The organism is Microcoleus sp. N3A4, from assembly GCF_036701805.1.
In the GTDB taxonomy this organism is placed as follows: domain Bacteria; phylum Cyanobacteriota; class Cyanobacteriia; order Cyanobacteriales; family Microcoleaceae; genus Microcoleus.
This window is the reverse complement of sequence record NZ_JAUBRJ010000084.1, coordinates 1-15,740: the sequence shown is the minus strand read 5'-3', so window position 1 is coordinate 15,740 and position 15,740 is coordinate 1. Positions and strand designations below refer to the sequence as shown.

The 15,740-nt window shown below is 45.6% G+C and carries 14 protein-coding genes and 2 pseudogenes; 9 read left to right on the top strand and 7 right to left on the bottom strand.

Features of this window, described 5'->3' with window-relative positions; all coding sequences use genetic code 11:
- The first annotated feature begins 84 nt into the window (after window positions 1-84).
- Window positions 85-1,194: a glutamate 5-kinase gene (proB, locus tag QUA56_RS31610; protein WP_333366429.1), complete on the top strand. Its 1,110-nt coding sequence runs from the start codon at window positions 85-87 to the stop codon at window positions 1,192-1,194.
- Between the two features lie 207 nt (window positions 1,195-1,401).
- Here proB and QUA56_RS31605 read toward each other — a convergent pair whose 3' ends face one another.
- Window positions 1,402-2,157 carry a hypothetical protein gene (locus QUA56_RS31605; protein WP_333366426.1) on the bottom strand — a complete coding sequence of 252 codons (756 nt, stop codon included), beginning with the start codon at window positions 2,155-2,157 and terminating at the stop codon, window positions 1,402-1,404.
- 303 nt (window positions 2,158-2,460) lie between these two features.
- On the opposite strand from QUA56_RS31605, the gene ndk reads away from it, so the two are divergent.
- From ndk to QUA56_RS31575, 6 genes and pseudogenes are all read left to right on the top strand, one after another.
- The gene (gene ndk, locus QUA56_RS31600) at window positions 2,461-2,910 is read left to right on the top strand and encodes a nucleoside-diphosphate kinase (RefSeq protein ID WP_333366423.1); all 450 of its coding nucleotides are present in this window, start codon (window positions 2,461-2,463) and stop codon (window positions 2,908-2,910) included.
- 100 nt (window positions 2,911-3,010) lie between these two features.
- Window positions 3,011-3,280 (top strand): transposase family protein, encoded by a 270-nt coding sequence (locus QUA56_RS31595; protein WP_333366420.1) that lies wholly within the window; start codon window positions 3,011-3,013, stop codon window positions 3,278-3,280.
- Between the two features lie 5 nt (window positions 3,281-3,285).
- A complete protein-coding gene (locus QUA56_RS31590; RefSeq protein ID WP_333366417.1) occupies window positions 3,286-3,480 on the top strand; it encodes a transposase family protein in 195 nt (64 codons plus the stop codon).
- A gap of 2 nt (window positions 3,481-3,482) precedes the next feature.
- Entirely contained in the window at window positions 3,483-3,608 is a 126-nt protein-coding gene (locus QUA56_RS31585; protein WP_333366414.1) for a hypothetical protein, read from the top strand.
- Entirely contained in the window at window positions 3,592-4,167 is a 576-nt protein-coding gene (locus tag QUA56_RS31580) for a transposase (RefSeq protein WP_333366411.1), read from the top strand. The genes QUA56_RS31585 and QUA56_RS31580 overlap by 17 nt, the downstream gene beginning before the upstream one ends.
- An 8-nt stretch (window positions 4,168-4,175) precedes the next feature.
- Window positions 4,176-4,964, top strand: a pseudogene (locus tag QUA56_RS31575) (ISAzo13 family transposase).
- Between the two features lie 1,332 nt (window positions 4,965-6,296).
- Here the strand turns inward: QUA56_RS31575 and QUA56_RS31570 are convergent.
- Complete coding sequence (locus QUA56_RS31570) at window positions 6,297-8,486, bottom strand: ShlB/FhaC/HecB family hemolysin secretion/activation protein (RefSeq protein ID WP_333366408.1); 2,190 nt, start codon at window positions 8,484-8,486, stop codon at window positions 6,297-6,299.
- Between the two features lie 633 nt (window positions 8,487-9,119).
- Window positions 9,120-10,127 carry a protochlorophyllide reductase gene (locus QUA56_RS31565; protein ID WP_333366404.1) on the bottom strand — a complete coding sequence of 336 codons (1,008 nt, stop codon included), beginning with the start codon at window positions 10,125-10,127 and terminating at the stop codon, window positions 9,120-9,122.
- A gap of 161 nt (window positions 10,128-10,288) precedes the next feature.
- Between QUA56_RS31565 and QUA56_RS31560 the strand changes: the two genes are divergently transcribed.
- Complete coding sequence (locus QUA56_RS31560; RefSeq protein ID WP_333366401.1) at window positions 10,289-10,519, top strand: addiction module protein; 231 nt, start codon at window positions 10,289-10,291, stop codon at window positions 10,517-10,519.
- Window positions 10,516-10,806 carry a type II toxin-antitoxin system RelE/ParE family toxin gene (locus tag QUA56_RS31555; RefSeq protein ID WP_333366398.1) on the top strand — a complete coding sequence of 97 codons (291 nt, stop codon included), beginning with the start codon at window positions 10,516-10,518 and terminating at the stop codon, window positions 10,804-10,806. Before QUA56_RS31560 ends, QUA56_RS31555 begins: the two co-directional genes overlap by 4 nt.
- A gap of 396 nt (window positions 10,807-11,202) precedes the next feature.
- Here the strand turns inward: QUA56_RS31555 and QUA56_RS31550 are convergent, their stop codons facing one another.
- The 4 genes and pseudogenes from QUA56_RS31550 to QUA56_RS36995 form a co-directional block, all read right to left on the bottom strand.
- Complete coding sequence (locus QUA56_RS31550) at window positions 11,203-12,321, bottom strand: alkene reductase (RefSeq protein ID WP_333366395.1); 1,119 nt, start codon at window positions 12,319-12,321, stop codon at window positions 11,203-11,205.
- Window positions 12,322-12,717: 396 nt separating this feature from the next.
- Window positions 12,718-14,589: a pseudouridine synthase gene (locus QUA56_RS31545; protein WP_333366393.1), complete on the bottom strand. Its 1,872-nt coding sequence runs from the start codon at window positions 14,587-14,589 to the stop codon at window positions 12,718-12,720.
- Window positions 14,590-14,846: 257 nt separating this feature from the next.
- Entirely contained in the window at window positions 14,847-15,332 is a 486-nt protein-coding gene (locus QUA56_RS31540; RefSeq protein WP_333366390.1) for a hypothetical protein, read from the bottom strand.
- A gap of 120 nt (window positions 15,333-15,452) precedes the next feature.
- Window positions 15,453-15,650 (bottom strand): annotated as a pseudogene (locus QUA56_RS36995) (Ig-like domain-containing protein); the annotation flags it as partial.
- Window positions 15,651-15,740 lie beyond the last annotated feature (90 nt).

Here is a 15,740-nt window from a genome sequence, read left to right as displayed (position 1 = left end):
CTGACTACTGACTACTGACTACTGACTACTGACTACTGACTACTGACTACTGACTACTGACTACTGACTACTGACTACTGACTAATGACTCAAACTATTGTTGTTAAAATTGGAACTTCGACTCTGACTCGATCGACTACCGGAAACTTAGCTCTTTCAACTATTGCTGCATTAGTCGAAATTTTAGCTGATTTGCGGCAGCAAGGCCATCGAGTAGTTTTGGTTTCTTCGGGTGCGGTTGGGGTTGGCTGCGCGCGCTTGGGCTTGACGGAACGCCCGCGAAATATCGCTCTGAAACAGGCTGTGGCGGCCGTGGGCCAAGGGCGGCTGATGCGGGTGTACGATGACTTGTTTACTACTCTACAACAGCCGATCGCTCAAGTTTTGCTCACCAGGGGCGATTTAGTGCAGCGTAACGGTTATGTTAACGCTTACAATACTTTTCAGCAACTGCTCAGATTGGGCGTGATTCCGATCGTCAATGAAAACGATACTGTGGCGGTAGACGAACTCAAATTTGGCGATAACGACACGCTTTCGGCGCTAGTAGCGAGTTTGGTAGAAGCAGATTGGTTGTTCGTGCTCACAGATGTCGATCGGCTGTATTCCGCCGATCCGCGCAGCAATCCCGACGCGCAGCCGATCGTCCTAGTCCAAAGTATGGCACAGCTCACAGAATTTCAGGTGCAAACAGGAGATTCCCGCAGCGGCTGGGGAACCGGTGGAATGGTGACAAAAATTGAAGCAGCCAGAATAGCAACTGCATCGGGAGTACGCACAGTCATCACTGACGGCTGCTTTCCTGGTAATATCGAGAAAATACTCAACGGAGAGTCGATCGGCACTCAATTTGAGCCTCAACCGCGCCCTGTAAACGCTCGCAAACACTGGATAGCTAACGTGCTAATTCCGGCAGGAAAACTATATTTAGATGCAGGTGCGGTTAAAGCAATTTCCCACGGCGGAAAATCGCTTTTAGCTGCGGGTATTGCTCAAGTAGAAGGAGAATTTCAAGCTGATGATTCCGTGCAGTTGTGCGACGCAGCAGGCAAGCAAATTGCTAGAGGACTTGTGAATTATAGCAGTTTAGAATTGAGACAAATCAAGGGCTGCAAGTCAGATAAAATTGCTGAGATTTTAGGCTATGCTGGTGTAGAAACGGCGGTACACCGAGATAATTTAGTGATTGTTTAAATGATCTCGTTTCCGGTTGCATCGGAATCATAAAATCGAGTCAACAGTTAACACTCAACTATTCAGTTTTTTGACCCGCCCGTCAACAGTCAACCGATTTGAGATTTGAGATTTGAGATTTTTAACAGTCAACAGTCAACAGTCAACAGTCAACAGTCAACAGTCAACAGTCAACAGTCATGAGGAGTGCAACCGGAATTGATATTACTAAATATCGAGACAGTCGATCGCGCAATGAGCGAACGCAGAAATTGAGGATACTTGCAGCACAGTATTGCAAGAATTTGTTTGGCTGTGTCGCAACAGCTCGTTCATCGCTTCTGTAAATAGTTCAAATACATTTTGTGCTAATTCTAAAGCTGCTTGGCGTTCCGCATTAGTAAGTTTGATCTCTGCTAAAACTTGCAACATCTCTGGCGTGTTTAAAAGGTGATAATTTTCTAAACCCACATCACCTCCTCCAAAATAAATATATTCTTTTTGAGTAATTTCCTGTAATTCCATTACCACTGCTAGCGCCGCCTCAAAAAAAACTGTGGCCGTTCCTTCGAGGACTTGCACTAACACCAGTTTCTGAATGGGAGAGGCTTTCCCAGCGTAGCGTTCGAGCACTGAACACAGCGATCGCGTTTTTTTAGTTTCTTCACCCCAAAGCAGTCTAAAATCACCATAAGTCATTGATTGGTTAAAGCCCAGTTCCTCTAGGTATTCTAGATAGTCCTGCCAGTAATAGTTTTCCTTATAAGTATATTTATTAATTAGTTCCTGAATTTTGTTATTACTAGAAGATTCTCGGAGTACATATTTATTTAAATCGCTCAATCCCACAGCCAAAGGAGCGAGTATAGGTGCAAAAATTAGTCTTTGTTTCAGGTAGATATTTTTATTTTCTAGAACATCAAATAACGGCAATTGTGCAAATTCTTGCTTTTTTGATTGAATAAATGCTAGAATTTCTTTCATAGCCTCGCACCCTCACTAAGTTATTTAAACTAATCTTTCACACCTTGCTTAATTATCCATCTTGTTTAACAAATATTTTTGTATTTGACATCATGTTTAATTGTGTTTATAGTCACGATCGAATGTGATTTACATCATATTGTGTTCTACCACTAAATCGGCGTTGAGAGCGAGGGTACGATTACCTAGAGTTACTGGTGTTGCAATGAGTATAGATGACAATTTCCCAGGGTTAATTGCCTTTGGGTGCGTTCTGGGTTAATCTATTTTTTGTATCAGTTAAGAAAATTCTAGGAGCTCAGCTTGGAACGCACTTTTTTAGCGATTAAGCCCGATGGCGTACAGCGCGGACTCGTTGGCGAAATTATCGGTCGTTTTGAAGCCAAAGGCTTTACGCTAGTTGGCATGAAGCTGATAACGGCGACTCGCGAACTAGCCGAACAGCATTACGGTGTCCACAAAGAAAGACCCTTTTTTGCTGGATTGGTAAACTTCATCACTTCTGGCCCGATGGTGGCGATGGTGTGGGAAGGCGACGGCGTTGTGGCGTCGGCGAGAAAAATCATTGGCGCAACAAATCCTCTGAATTCAGAACCGGGGACAATTCGCGGCGATTTGGCTGTGAATGTCGGCCGCAATATTATTCACGGTTCTGATGCTGTGGAAACTGCGAACCAGGAAATTAGCCTCTGGTTCAAGGAAGAAGAATTGAGTTCTTGGACGCCTTGTTTAACTCCTTGGATTGTTGAGTAGATTTGAGATTCTCCCGATTGATTAATCGGGAGATAATCTTAGTTTGAGCGGCTCTCCTGAGTTTATGGTGTAAAATGTACCTACTAATACATTTACCGTTATGAGCTTCCATCTAGACTATCTATTAGCCTTGCCTGGAGTCAGGGTTGAAACTTGTACTCAAGTTGAGGGGAAAATTTTCTTGGGACTGAGCATTTTATCAGAAGGAATTGTTTGTCATCATTGTAACAATCCTACCGAAAAAATGCATCAAAATCGACCAATTTTAGTAAGAGATTTGTCGGTTTTTGGTCGTCCTGTATATCTAAAAATCCCACGACGGCAGTTTTACTGTGCTAACTTACTCAACGGTATCCCACAGAAAAATTAGATTTTTTGGACGTTAAAAGACGGCATACTCAACGATATGAACAAGATATTTATGAGCGTGTCAAACAATCGAGCATGGAGCAAATTGTCCGAGAAGAAGGACTGAGTTATGACGAAATAAAAGGAATATTTGAGCAGGTAAACACCATAAAAAAAAACCTAATTGGCAACGGGTTAAACGAATTTGTCTGGATGAGATAAGTATGCGAAAAGGTCAAGGAAATTTTGTGACTGTTGTGAGTGACCTGGGCGAAGGTAATTTAATTGAGATGATTGATTCTCATCGCGGTGAAGAAATCATTGAAGTCAGAAGTGGAACAACCAATTGAGGTTCGTGAACAAGTTGAGGAAGTGAGTGTTGATATGTGGGGAGGATTCCCTAAAGTTATCAAAAAAGTATTCCCAAATGCCCTAGTTGTTATCGATCGTTTTCATGTAATGAAAGTAGTTAATAAAGACTTAAATAAGTTACGTAGAGCAGCCGGAATAACAGACAGGCAAAGTAAATATTTATTATTAAGTAATCGAGTAAATTTGAATCCTCTTCAGATTGATCGATTAGAATTGACACTAGGAAAATCCGAATATTTGAGAATTGCGTATGAGATGAAAGAAAAATTTAGAGAAATATATGAGACTAATTTGACGGTCAAAGAAGGGCAGAACAAAATCAAAGAATGGCTAAATCATGCACAAGTATTTTTTAGAGAATCTGCATCAACAATTGAGAATCATTTTGAGGGTATTTGCAACTACTTTCTTCATCGCACAACAAGTGGAGTCATGGAAGGAATCAACAATCGGATTAAGTTGATAATGCGGCAAGGGTATGGTTTTTCTAATTTTAATAATTTTAGGAATCGCGTATTAGCTTGCTTTTCTGATTAGATAAACTTATAACCATAAGTTCAGTCGTTAAAAAACTGTTAAAAAAACATGGATATGTGAAACGCAAAGCTCAAAAACAACAAACAACCGGAATCACAAAAAATCGTAATGAACAATTTGAGAATCTTGCCAAAATTACGGCTGAGTATGAGTTCCAGGGAAATCCAATTGTTAGTATGGACACCAAGAAGAAGGAATTTATTGGAAATTTATATCGAGCAGGCAGTCTATATACTACCGAAGTTGTTACGACATTTGACCATGATTTTTGGAGTCTAGCTGACGGAAAAGTAGTGCCTCATGGAATTTACGATCTGCAACAAAACCGAGGATATTTAAACCTGGGAATCAGTAAAGACACGAGTGAATTTGCTTGTGAATCGATTAAATTATGGTGGGTTAATTACGGAAAATTTATCTACCATCAAGCCGATTCAATTTTGATAAAATGCGATGGTGGTGGCAGTAATAATTCCAATCATCATATCTTTAAATCGGATTTACAAAAATTAGTTGACGAGTTAGGAATAGAAATTAGAATCGCACACTATCCTCCCTATACATCGAAGTATAATCCGATTGAACATCGTTTGTTTCCTCACGTAACCAGAGCCTGTCAATGAGTAATTTTTACGAGTCTTGAGTTAGTGAAAAAACTCATGGCAAAAACTCATACTAAAACCGGGCTTTCTGTGGTAGTAAATGTGAGCGATAAAATTTATGAAACTGGTCGAAAAGTAGCTAAGGGATTTAAAGAAACAATGAAAATTATTTTTGATGAATATCTACCAAAATGAAATTATCGTGCAGTTCCGACTATTTAGCAGACGCTAAAGTTATTAAATTTTCATTCCTTAAAAAAGCTTGAAGTGGTTGCCCAGCAATCACTTCAAGCTTACATTTTTCAATTTTATAACCATCAATTATGTTTAAAGACCTGCGGAATGTGGGTTGGAAGGTCAAGTTCAGTACCTCCCGTGGTGAAGCGGTCTAATACTGAAATTTATACAATGAATATGGGGCGAATAATTACAGTAATTCGAGCGTGAGTAAGTTCTGATGAATGTCTCAATTTTTTTGATCTATCCAGTGTTAGATCGACTCTCTTTCACCCATCAAGTTAAGTGCTTGAGTCGAATCGTGCGGCGAACTCGATCGAGGAAAGGAGATGCTGATGGGGAGTAAGAAGGGGTTGACATACATCATCGATATCGATATGCGGTATTATTCGATTATATTCAGTATTGTACCGCAACTGCGATCTAATTATAAGTTAAACCGCTAGATATTCTGTCATGATGCAGTCGAAAAGTTATCGGTAGGATGCGAGAGCCAAGTAGCTGCTCATTCGCTGTAAAGACGCAGAAGCTGAATTGTATGTGGAGTGCATCTGACTTTTTCCCTACCTTTTTCCAACCGACGAAATAGGTAGACGGAGATTAAGGTTGATCGGTTCAAGCAAACATCAAATACTTAAGGAGTATTACTTCGATGCGTAAGATCGTTCATGCAACCGTTTTGACTACTTTCAGCACGTTGCTAGGACTTATCCCACTAGCTGCTTCTGCTCAAATTGCACCTAATCAGGTTTCTATTTGTAACAGACTGTCCAGCAGAATAACCTTTCAGCTTGACCGTAAGGCGCAGTCTCTATCTCCCGGATGTGGCACTTATTCTGGTGGTTCTACCTTTCTTTTCTACACTGAGTATGGTAACAATCCTCGATACGTAGTTGAGCGTGCATTGGTTGGTGGAAAGCGATACAACTTTGAGAGGACTCCATCGGGGGGGTTTGATATCGTTAAAGTTGAAATCATTCCCAAGTAGGCTATTGTTGACTCCTACATTGCGCTAACCAATTAGTACGATCGCCCATCGCTATCTGTTGTGCTAACAACGTATGGACGGGCGATCTACTAAACTAGAATTGGGAAAGCTAAAAGCGTGTCCCACCATGATAATTCGTTTTGTCTGAATGCCCACTCTATAAACCGTTGGACCGTATCGATTCTTCTGCTACGCAGGTGATCGAGGCCGCCACTTAATAAAATTTGACCCTCAGCGCTAAAGATGAAAGTGTTGGGCGAAGCGAAGCGCAGGATTCGATCGCACTCAACCCAACCTACAATTTAAAACGGAAAATAATTGATTCTAAAGTAGATGCCTTTTTCCTGCAAAGTTCGATCGCCCGATCGAGCATTTATCAAAGGAATGCCGTAGTCGAGACGCACATTCAACCGATCGCCCATCTGCCAAACCAGCCCCAAACCCGCACCCAGCAGTTTATCCGAGTCAGGATTCGCCTTTTCCTCCGAATGGTTCCACCCTACCCCAAAATCGATAAACGGAGCGACTTGCAACAAACCTTGGACTTGCGGCACACGCCACACCGGAATTCGCACTTCAGCAGAGGCGATCGCACCGCTATCAGTTAACAGCAAATCTTGGCGGTATCCGCGCACGCTTTGAACGCCACCGATCCCGATTTGTTCGAGGGAAAGCAGGGGGCGATCGGCTAATTGAATGTCGGAACGCACAATCAGCAAGGTTTCTGGTGCTAGCAGCCGCACGTACTGGGCTTGTCCGCGCCACGCCAGAAAGCGGCTGTCAGGCCCGCTATCGTTCGCAGTAGCGCCCAAAAAATTGGTGCCGAGGGAAAACTGCGATCGCGCCGCGAACACTTGGTTGGAACTCCGCTGCACGTATTCTTGAAAAAACCGCACAGCCGAAACCCGCGTTTCGCCGCGCTCATTTGCTCCCGCCGAAAGCGCAAATCGTTCCCCCGACAGGAATGTATCGCTTTCTTGCCGCGAAAAACTCAGTCCCAAAGCCAAAGTGCGATCGGGCTTTTCGACAATCGGCTGGCGGTAAGTTAACTCGTAAGTCCGCGATTTTCCCTCGATTTGGGCAGCATCGAAGGGTTCCTCGATGATGTTGGTGCTAGCAGTACCCGCAGCGAACCGAATCGTGCCGTTGCGCGCGTTGACGGGGACTGTGTAGCTGCCGTTGAATTCGTTGCTGCCGTCGGTGTTAGCATAAGATACCTCTAATCCGTCGCCCAAACCGAGCAAATTTGCTTGATTTATGCGAACACCGCGCCGAAAACTGCCGACGCTGGGCGATCGGTTGTTGTCTGCGAACACTTCACCGCTAAAGCTGTCTGCTTCTTTTACCCGCACTTCTAAACGGCTGTTTTCCGGGCGGCTTCCGGCTTGGAGTTCGGCGGAAATATTGGCAATTAAGGGGTCGAGTTGCAGCAGTTGCAAGGCTTCCAGCAACCGAGATCGGTTGAGGGGCCGTCTGGTGGCGCGCTCAAGGCGCGATCGCACGTAATTTGAATTTAAGCGCCTGTTTCCAGTAATCACAATTTCATCCAATCCGCCTTCTACAATCCGAATTTTCACCACACCTCCCGATCTCGGAAAGCTTTGGTTGGCTGGAATTACAGCGCCGGAATTGATGTATCCTGCCGCCACGTATTTTTGAGTGACGGCTGCTTCGGCTGCGATCAGTTCAGCAAAGGTGATTTCGCGCCCCGCAAACTGTTGCGTAACTTCTGCGAGTTCGCGATCGCTAAAAGCTGTGTTGCCCTCAAATTCAAAGCGATCGACCTGAATTTTACCCGGAATCTCCTGCCTAGCATCGCCGGGAACTGGTGTTAGCGGCGTTGGTTGGAGGGGAGACGGCGCAGGCGGTTGCGGCGGCTCAGGAGCTGGCAATTCCGGCTCTCTGGGCAGAATTGGGTTCGGCAGTTGGCTGAGTTGCGAGTTGCGATCGATACCCAAATTGGTTTTTTTTATGCCAATATTTTCTTCTAGCTTTTGACCAGAGTTAAAAATCTCGGTTTCTTGAGTTTTTGTGCTGAATGTGCGATCGGGCTGAGATGTTGCACCATTGTCAACAAGCCTTTTACGGGCGGGATCGATGCCCTCCCCACAAGAAAACTCACTTTTTGTGGAACAGGCATCTTGCCTGTTCTTGAGAATAGTGTAAGATTTCACATCGGGTTCTATGCCCTCCCGACAAGAAAACTCACTTTTTGTGGAACAGGCATCTTGCCTGTTCTTGAGAGGTAAGTCGGGAGTTTCCGCCCCCACCGAGCGTTCTGACTCAGCGGGTAACTGCGTCTTCTCGTCAGCGGTGGCTGAGTCTTCGCGACTGTCAAGATTAGTGTCGCCTCCGCTGCTGAATGCTGCCAAATCCTCAACATTTGAGGTCAAAATTTCAACTGTGCTAGCGGATGTTTTCGCTGGTTTTCCCAGCCAAACTAACCCAAAAATTCCAGCGAGTAAAAATAGTTTTTGCGATCGACAAGCCATAGGATCTAATTATCTCGAATAATTGGGTGAAAATATTTTCCGCAATAGAGCACCCTCAAGTAAAAATCAATCTTAACAGCAAAAAAAGCAACAGCCGTCGCAGCTAACAGTTTCGCAGGCACTAAAAACCAAAAGGTCGATCGACGGCTGTTCATTTCCCAAGACTTACGCACCAATCGGTTTCTTATCCGAAAAAATATCGTGTAAGTCGATCGCAAACAGTAAAAAAAACCAATTTTTTTTTGTTGCAAAATCTACGCTTTCATGCTAATGCCGCAACCAGAATAGCCCTGCACGCCAAGGTAAACCAGAAACCGGGTTGTGTCCGAAAAAACGCGCTACAACTGAGATATTGCACCATTCTCAAGAATCTTTTTATGAACAGGCAAGATGCCTGTTCCACCAGAGATAAATTTTCTCGCTTCACAGGCATCTTGCCTGTTCTTAAGAATAGTGCAAGATGTGAGTTGCAGCCCGCAGATCCACTAAAAAACCCGGTTTCTTTGATTTTGGTGTATCATACCAAATCCGACTTTAATACCCCCTTTTTTCTTGAGTCCGCGTCGGCAGACCTCCTGTGCCCAGACGCGGTTTCAACCGCCGAGTCTTATCAAGAGGGTTTCTAACTGTGAATTATGCAGAGCGGCCCGCACCAGCCGCAGCACCCATTTTAGCCCCGTCAGTCAATCCCACCAACTTAGCACTCAACTCCCACATCCGCTCGCCTTTTTCATCATCGCGGGCCTGGGGAGAAACCTTCTGCACAAAAGACTTGCCATCTTTTTTCTGGCGGTTCCCCCAACTCCAATAAGCCCCAGATTGCTTGTATTCGAGATCGGCAACCACCATCGCCAGCCTTTCCCCCGCCAACTCCTGCGACACGTAACCCCCCGTGATATTCTTCTGAAACAGCGGGAACAGCTTCTGAAACAAAGGATAGTGGTTGCGGAACAGCGGCGTATCCGCAACGCATCCCGGATACAGCGAAGTGAAAGTAATCCCCGTGGATTCGTGAAAGCGGCGGTGCAGTTCCCGCATCGTCAGCACGTTGCAAACTTTGCTATCTTTGTAAGCCTTGACCGGTTCAAACTTCTTGCCGTCAACCATCGAAATCGGGTCTTTGAAACCCGCTTCAAAACCCTCAAACTTGCCCAAATCCGGGCGCGGCGGAATCTTCCCGCCCAACTCGTCTGGATTGTGAGTCACAGTTCCCAAAATCACGATTCTCGCATCGGAATAATACGAAGGCTTCATATTTTCCATCATCAGGTTGCACAGCAGGAAATGACCCAGGTGATTGGTAGTCATCGTCAACTCGTAACCCTCCGGGCTCCGCAGCGGTTCCTTAATCAAAGGCATATAAATGGCGGCGTTGCACACCAAAGCGTCCAGAGGCCTGCCGCTTGCTTTGAATTCCCGAGCAAATCGGCGCACGCTTTCCAAATCGCCCAAGTCAATCTGCATGATGGAGAAACTGCCTTCAGGTATGCCCAACTCTCGGGCGGCGTCTCCGGCTTTCCGCACGTCCCGACAGGCCATGACTACGTGCCATCCCTTGTCTGCGAGAGCTTTCGCGCCGTACAAACCGACGCCGGAGGAAGCGCCGGTGATGATAACCGTTGATTTGTGATTTTGTGCCATCTTGTTAAAAGCGCTTCCGCTATTGATTATTTTCAGGATCTCAAACTGCTAAGCTCGTAGCTCGGATGTTTGAAAATATCCTATGGTTACTAGGATATGGGGAAACGTTCTCGATCTCAACTGTTACAATAAGTCTAGAGTTTAGTATTCTGCGAGGAGCTATGCGGTCGATCGAGCAACTGACAGAGGAAATATTGTCTTTGCCTAGTGAATCAAGGGCACTCCTTGCAGACAAGTTGATAGAAAGCTTAGAATTTGACACCGACTCAGCAATTCAGGCAGTTTGGGTGACTGAAGCAAAAAGACGAAGAGACGAGGTTCGGGATGGCTCTGTGCAACCGATTGCGGGGGAAGAAGCTTTGGCTCAAGTTAGGCGACTGATTGAGCTATGAGGTATGTATTTCACCCTGAATCTCTCACTGAATATGCTGAGGCAGTTCAATACTATACAGAACAACGAGTTGAGGTTGCACAAGCATTTATCAATGCTATTGAGGATACGGTTTATCGGATTAGAGAATCTCCTACTCGTTATGTTGCTGTTGATGAGGAGGTTCGACGATGTATGGTGCGTAGGTTTCCTTATGGAATTCTCTACACAATCGAGGAAGACTACATTCTCATTTTGGCGGTTATGCATTGCAGCCGGGAACCTGGATACTGGAAAATTCGTAGATAGTCAAAGTTACCAGCAGCCTAACCGATAAACTGCGGGTTTCGATACCAGATCCACAATCTTCGTTCACGCCACTGGTACAAACCGACGCCGGAGGAAGCGCCGGTGATGATAACCGTTGACTTGTGATTTTGTGCCATCTTGTTAAAAGCGCTTCCGCTATTGATTATTTTCAGGAACTCAAACGCTGAGCTAGCAGCTCTAATTTTTTGAAGTACCCTATGGTTATTAGGATATGGGGAAACGTTCTAGATATCAACCGGCGATGAAAATTAAATATCGCTTCAACTCCCACTCCTACTTTTGTGAATTAACCATAAATCCTGTTGGGGCGAGTTCACCATTATCTATGATTCACATACTCGGTATTGATAAACCCGCCCCAACCAACCAACTCAACTAAGAAATAGCGGCCGATTCCTGATATCTAGGGAAATCGATATAACCTTCAGGCCCAAAAGAATACCAGGTGCCGGCTTCGGCAGGGGGATTGAGCGGCCAACCATTAGTAAAACGCTCTACCAAATCGGGATTGCTGATAAAATCTCGACCAAAAGCAATTAAATCCGCAACTTTGCTGCTCACGGCTATTTCAGCTTGTTCTTGAGTATATCCGGAGTTGCCGACCAGCGGCCCTGCAAACACATCGCGAAACTCACCTATCACCATCGGCGTTCCCAATTCGTGAAAGCCCCTATCCACACCGTCCACCAAGTGAAGGTAAGCTAAATCACAGGCATTTAACTGCCCTGCAAAATACAGATAATCTTCCCGATAAGTGGGAGAACCCATATCATTGTAAGCACCATTGGGAGAAAGTCTAACTCCTACTCTGTTTGCCGGAAATACTGTGATAATCGCCTCCACAATTTCCTTGAGAAAACGGTAGCGATTTTCGACTGCGCCACCATAGGAATCAGTGCGGTGATTGGTTCTGGTTTGCAGGAATGTGTCAATGAGATAGCCGTTTGCCCCGTGAATTTCTACACCGTCAAAACCTGCCATTTTTGCCCGTTCCGCCGCCTTGCGATAATCTTCTACAACCAGCGAGATTTCATCGGTTTCTAGAGCGCGGGGAGTTTCGTAGGGTTGTTTGCCTAGAGGGGTATGAATGCCTTCTCCGTTTATTTTGATGGCAGACGCTGCAACTGGTAATTGATTGTTTTCATGAAAACTGCTGTGGGAAGCCCGCCCGGTGTGCCAAAGCTGCATGAAAATCGGCGTTTCGCGGGCATGAACCGCATTCACAATTTGTTTCCAAGCTTCGGCTTGCTCGTCTGAATAAATACCGGGCGTATTGAGCCAACCATTAGCTTGAGTAGAAATCACTGTGGCTTCTGTAATAATTAAACCAGCTCCGGCTCGCTGAGTGTAATACTCTGCCATCAAAGCGTTGGGCATCCGCGCTTCACCGGCTCTGGATCTCGTCATGGGTGCCATGACTACCCGGTTTTTTAATGGTAAATCTCCGAGTTTGAAGGAACTGAGCAGCAGTGGAGAAGTTGTTTGAGCAGTCATAAATTTGAGGTTTTTCAACTAAAAAATCAGGGAAATTACATAACAGTTAACAGTTAGCTGTTAGCTGTTAACAGTTAACAGCTAACTGTTAACCTAATTAAGGTGATACAGCATATTCGGTGGTTCGTGAAGTACACTATAAAGCTATATTGTGCGGTACGTGTTATGTAGGGTGCGTCGCTGCGAAGCAGGTTCAATGGAACTTGCAGATTGACTCTGAAAGCGACGCACCTTACTTACTACAAGATTGTGTGTACCGCACATACATGGAATATGCTGTATCTCCCGCACGGATTGTCGGGGATAAGCTTAATATAACTTGAATAGATCGCCCGAAATGCTAACGGCATCACATATTCGCGATCGATTATCGCTTGTTGCCCGATCGCCCTCAGCTCAAAATGGCGTTTCTGCCTGCAAGTGCAGCTTTTCTCCCAACTGCGGATGCTCAAAGGAAAGTTCCCGCGCGTGCAAGTGTAGCCGATTCGCAGCAGCCCGACATCCGTAAAGTCGATCGCCCAAAATCGGTATCCCCAACCCTCGAACATCCGCTGCATGAACCCTCAATTGATGCGTGCGTCCCGTCAGCGGCAAAAACTCGACGCGATCGTAATTTCCCTCCCTCGCCATTACCTGAAAGCGAGTAACGCTGGGCTTTCCGCACTCCCAATTTACTTGCTGGTAAGGGCGATTGTCCGGATCGCCCCAAAGTGGGAGATCGATCGTCCCCGCATCAATTTTTACAGTACCCGAAAGCACCGCTTCATAAACTTTGTGAACCTGCTTTGTTTCAAATTGCTGCCTGAGTTGACTGCTAGTTTCTTTGTCCCGCGACAATAGCAAAATACCCGATGTTTCCCCATCTAAACGATGCACCGCCGTCAAATCCAAACTATCCGGTAACAAGTTACGCAAACGACTCAAAACACTATCTTGATTTTCTAGATAACGACCTGGAACTGACAGCAACCCAGAGGGTTTATTGACCGCGATTAACCATTTGTCTTCATAGATAATCGGTAGCATTTGGGTAACGGGCATCTTGCCCGTTCCACAATAAAAATTATTGCTTGTGGGGTGGGCTTCTAGCCCGCCCGCAACGGGCAAGATGCCCGTTCCACAATCAATATGATGATTTGTGGGTTGGGCTTCTAGCCCGCCCGCAACGGGCAAGATGCCCGTTCCACAATCAATATTATTGCTTGTGGGGTGGGCTTCTAGCCCGCCCGTCAAACCCTGATTTATATTAGCAACAATCGGATTTTGAGCCAATCCTGATAGCAAAAAACCCATCAACGGCTGACACCGATCGCCACAAGCGCCATAAAATTCTCCCTGAATCTTATCCCCCGATGGCGGCCCCCACCAAAACTCAGCCATTGCCAGCGGTTTCAGATTGTTTGCTGCGGCACAGTGGAGCAATTTTGGCGCGCAACAGTCGCCGGTGCCAGTGGGAATAGAATTAGTTGGCATCAATGAAGAGATCGATCGCGATTTACCCAAAAAATTCACCAGAGTGTAAGCCTCGTGCATTTGCGTCTGAAGTTCGCGGGAAAGTTCTTTTCGCCGCTGTTTCAGCGCCCGCATCCGCCGATCCGCAGCTTCAATTAATTGTTTTAGCGGCTGCAATGTTTCATCCCGCTGCCGTTTCAATTGCCTGCGTTCAATTCCCTCCAAACGGCTTTCTTGATTCAGTTGTTCGAGGGCAATTTCTAGTGTTTCTGCTGCGAGAGTTTGACACATTAACTGGCGTTTTTCATCTCGCTGCTGCTTGCAATTGCGGTGCCGATCGCTCAAAACTTGCATTTGCAATTCAAACTCCCGAAATAAGGCTGCATACTCTTGTCGCTGCGGGAGTTGATTCAGTGCAATCAGTTCCTGTTTCATCTCCTCCAATTGAGTTAACGTGCGGGCTTCATCGAAAGCAACTCGATCTCGTCCCGGAATCGGCGGCACCCAGCCTTCAACAATGCTGCAACCGTTCAGCAGCCCGGAAAATGCTTTGAGTATCCGCTGTTCCCCCGAAGGCATTTCCACCAGTAATATGCCGTACATCTTCCCTTCGCGATCGTAGGCACCGTCAGCAGCAAGGTACTGCATCAAACCCCGCGCGAGATCCTCGGACATTCGAGTGCGCGGCAGTCTCAGCAGCTCGCCGCTTTGAGGACAACGGCCTTCGTACCAATAATTCGGCTGCGAGTCGATCGACTCTCGCTCTCCGTCGGTAAAGCAATCCGTGAAATCTAAAAGCGGGTGCAGAAATAGCATATTAAATTTGGGGGGTTGCTGAATTTAGGTATGATTCACTCGCTATAGCAATCCTTGAAATTTAGAGTAGGGGCAATTCATGAATTGCCCCTATTCTAAATTTCGGAGGCAAATCATACTCCTAATCAGCAACGCCACAATTTTTAACCTTTTCTTTCAGGAGATTGGAGAAAAGCGTTATCAGTAAAGAATGAAGGCTCTTTCAGGACAGCAAAACTTTTCTCATAGCTAGCTGTCCCCTACTTCCAAATAGACTGCTAGACGATAATAATTGTCTGACCAGCAGTCAAACTGGTGAAGTCATACGTTGTGCCACCAGCTATGAGTTTTTCAAACTCGGAAGTTATCAGAAGTTGGTCACCTTGGGTGAAGAAAGTCGTCGATGGCTCCCATATCCCAACGGTATAACTTCCTGGCGTTAATTCTAGTGTGTCATTACCGTTTCCGCCATAAAAATCACCGCTACCAAAACCCTTGATATAGTCTTCGCCCTCTCCTAAAAACACACTTCCACTGCTATTCAAGGCTGACTTAAAGCCTTCATGAGCAATGATGGAGTCGTTACCATCACCAGTATTAATGTTACCGCCGTCGTTATAAATGCCATATCCGGTACCAGTGCCATCAACGCCTCCATCAACAATGATAGAGTCATCACCATTGCCAGTCTCAATGATACCGTCGTTGTAAATGCCGCCACTGCTAGTGATTGTGTCGTTACCATCTCCTAAAGACAGCCACACCTGTTTGTTAATAAGCGTTTTTTTCCCATTACCTCCATTAAGGCGATCGTCTCCGGGTGTCCCTGTTAGTCCATCTGTCCCATTACTGCCGTCCAGGTCAACCCCGACTTCAACAACAACTGAAGCCGTAGCTGTAGCAGTTCCATCGCTAATCGTATAAGTGAAACTGTCACTACCACTAAAGGTCGTTAAAGGAGTGTAAACTAATCGATCGTCAGTAAGGTTATCAGGCGTACCGCGATTATCAAGAACAATGTTACCTCCTTCCGTAGAAACGCCGTCAAATGCTTCTACGGTTATGACATCTCCATTAGGGTCACTGTCGTTAGCTCAATACTTCGGACAGTTTTGGAACAGGGACGCTCCCCGAACAGAGACAAAAAATCCCTGGAATTTTAACCGAAACTC

Bases quoted from the DNA above. Each gene is read 5' to 3' on its own strand.
- proB (WP_333366429.1), top strand. From the start codon at position 85: ATGACTCAAACTATTGTTGTTAAAATTGGAACTTCGACTCTGACTCGA.
- QUA56_RS31605 (WP_333366426.1), bottom strand. From the start codon at position 2,157: ATGAAAGAAATTCTAGCATTTATTCAATCAAAAAAGCAAGAATTTGCA.
- QUA56_RS31595 (WP_333366420.1), top strand. From the start codon at position 3,011: ATGAGCTTCCATCTAGACTATCTATTAGCCTTGCCTGGAGTCAGGGTT.
- QUA56_RS31585 (WP_333366414.1), top strand. From the start codon at position 3,483: ATGCGAAAAGGTCAAGGAAATTTTGTGACTGTTGTGAGTGACCTGGGC.
- QUA56_RS31570 (WP_333366408.1), bottom strand. From the start codon at position 8,486: ATGGCTTGTCGATCGCAAAAACTATTTTTACTCGCTGGAATTTTTGGG.
- QUA56_RS31565 (WP_333366404.1), bottom strand. From the start codon at position 10,127: ATGGCACAAAATCACAAATCAACGGTTATCATCACCGGCGCTTCCTCC.
- QUA56_RS31560 (WP_333366401.1), top strand. From the start codon at position 10,289: ATGCGGTCGATCGAGCAACTGACAGAGGAAATATTGTCTTTGCCTAGT.
- QUA56_RS31555 (WP_333366398.1), top strand. From the start codon at position 10,516: ATGAGGTATGTATTTCACCCTGAATCTCTCACTGAATATGCTGAGGCA.
- QUA56_RS31550 (WP_333366395.1), bottom strand. From the start codon at position 12,321: ATGACTGCTCAAACAACTTCTCCACTGCTGCTCAGTTCCTTCAAACTC.
- QUA56_RS31545 (WP_333366393.1), bottom strand. From the start codon at position 14,589: ATGCTATTTCTGCACCCGCTTTTAGATTTCACGGATTGCTTTACCGAC.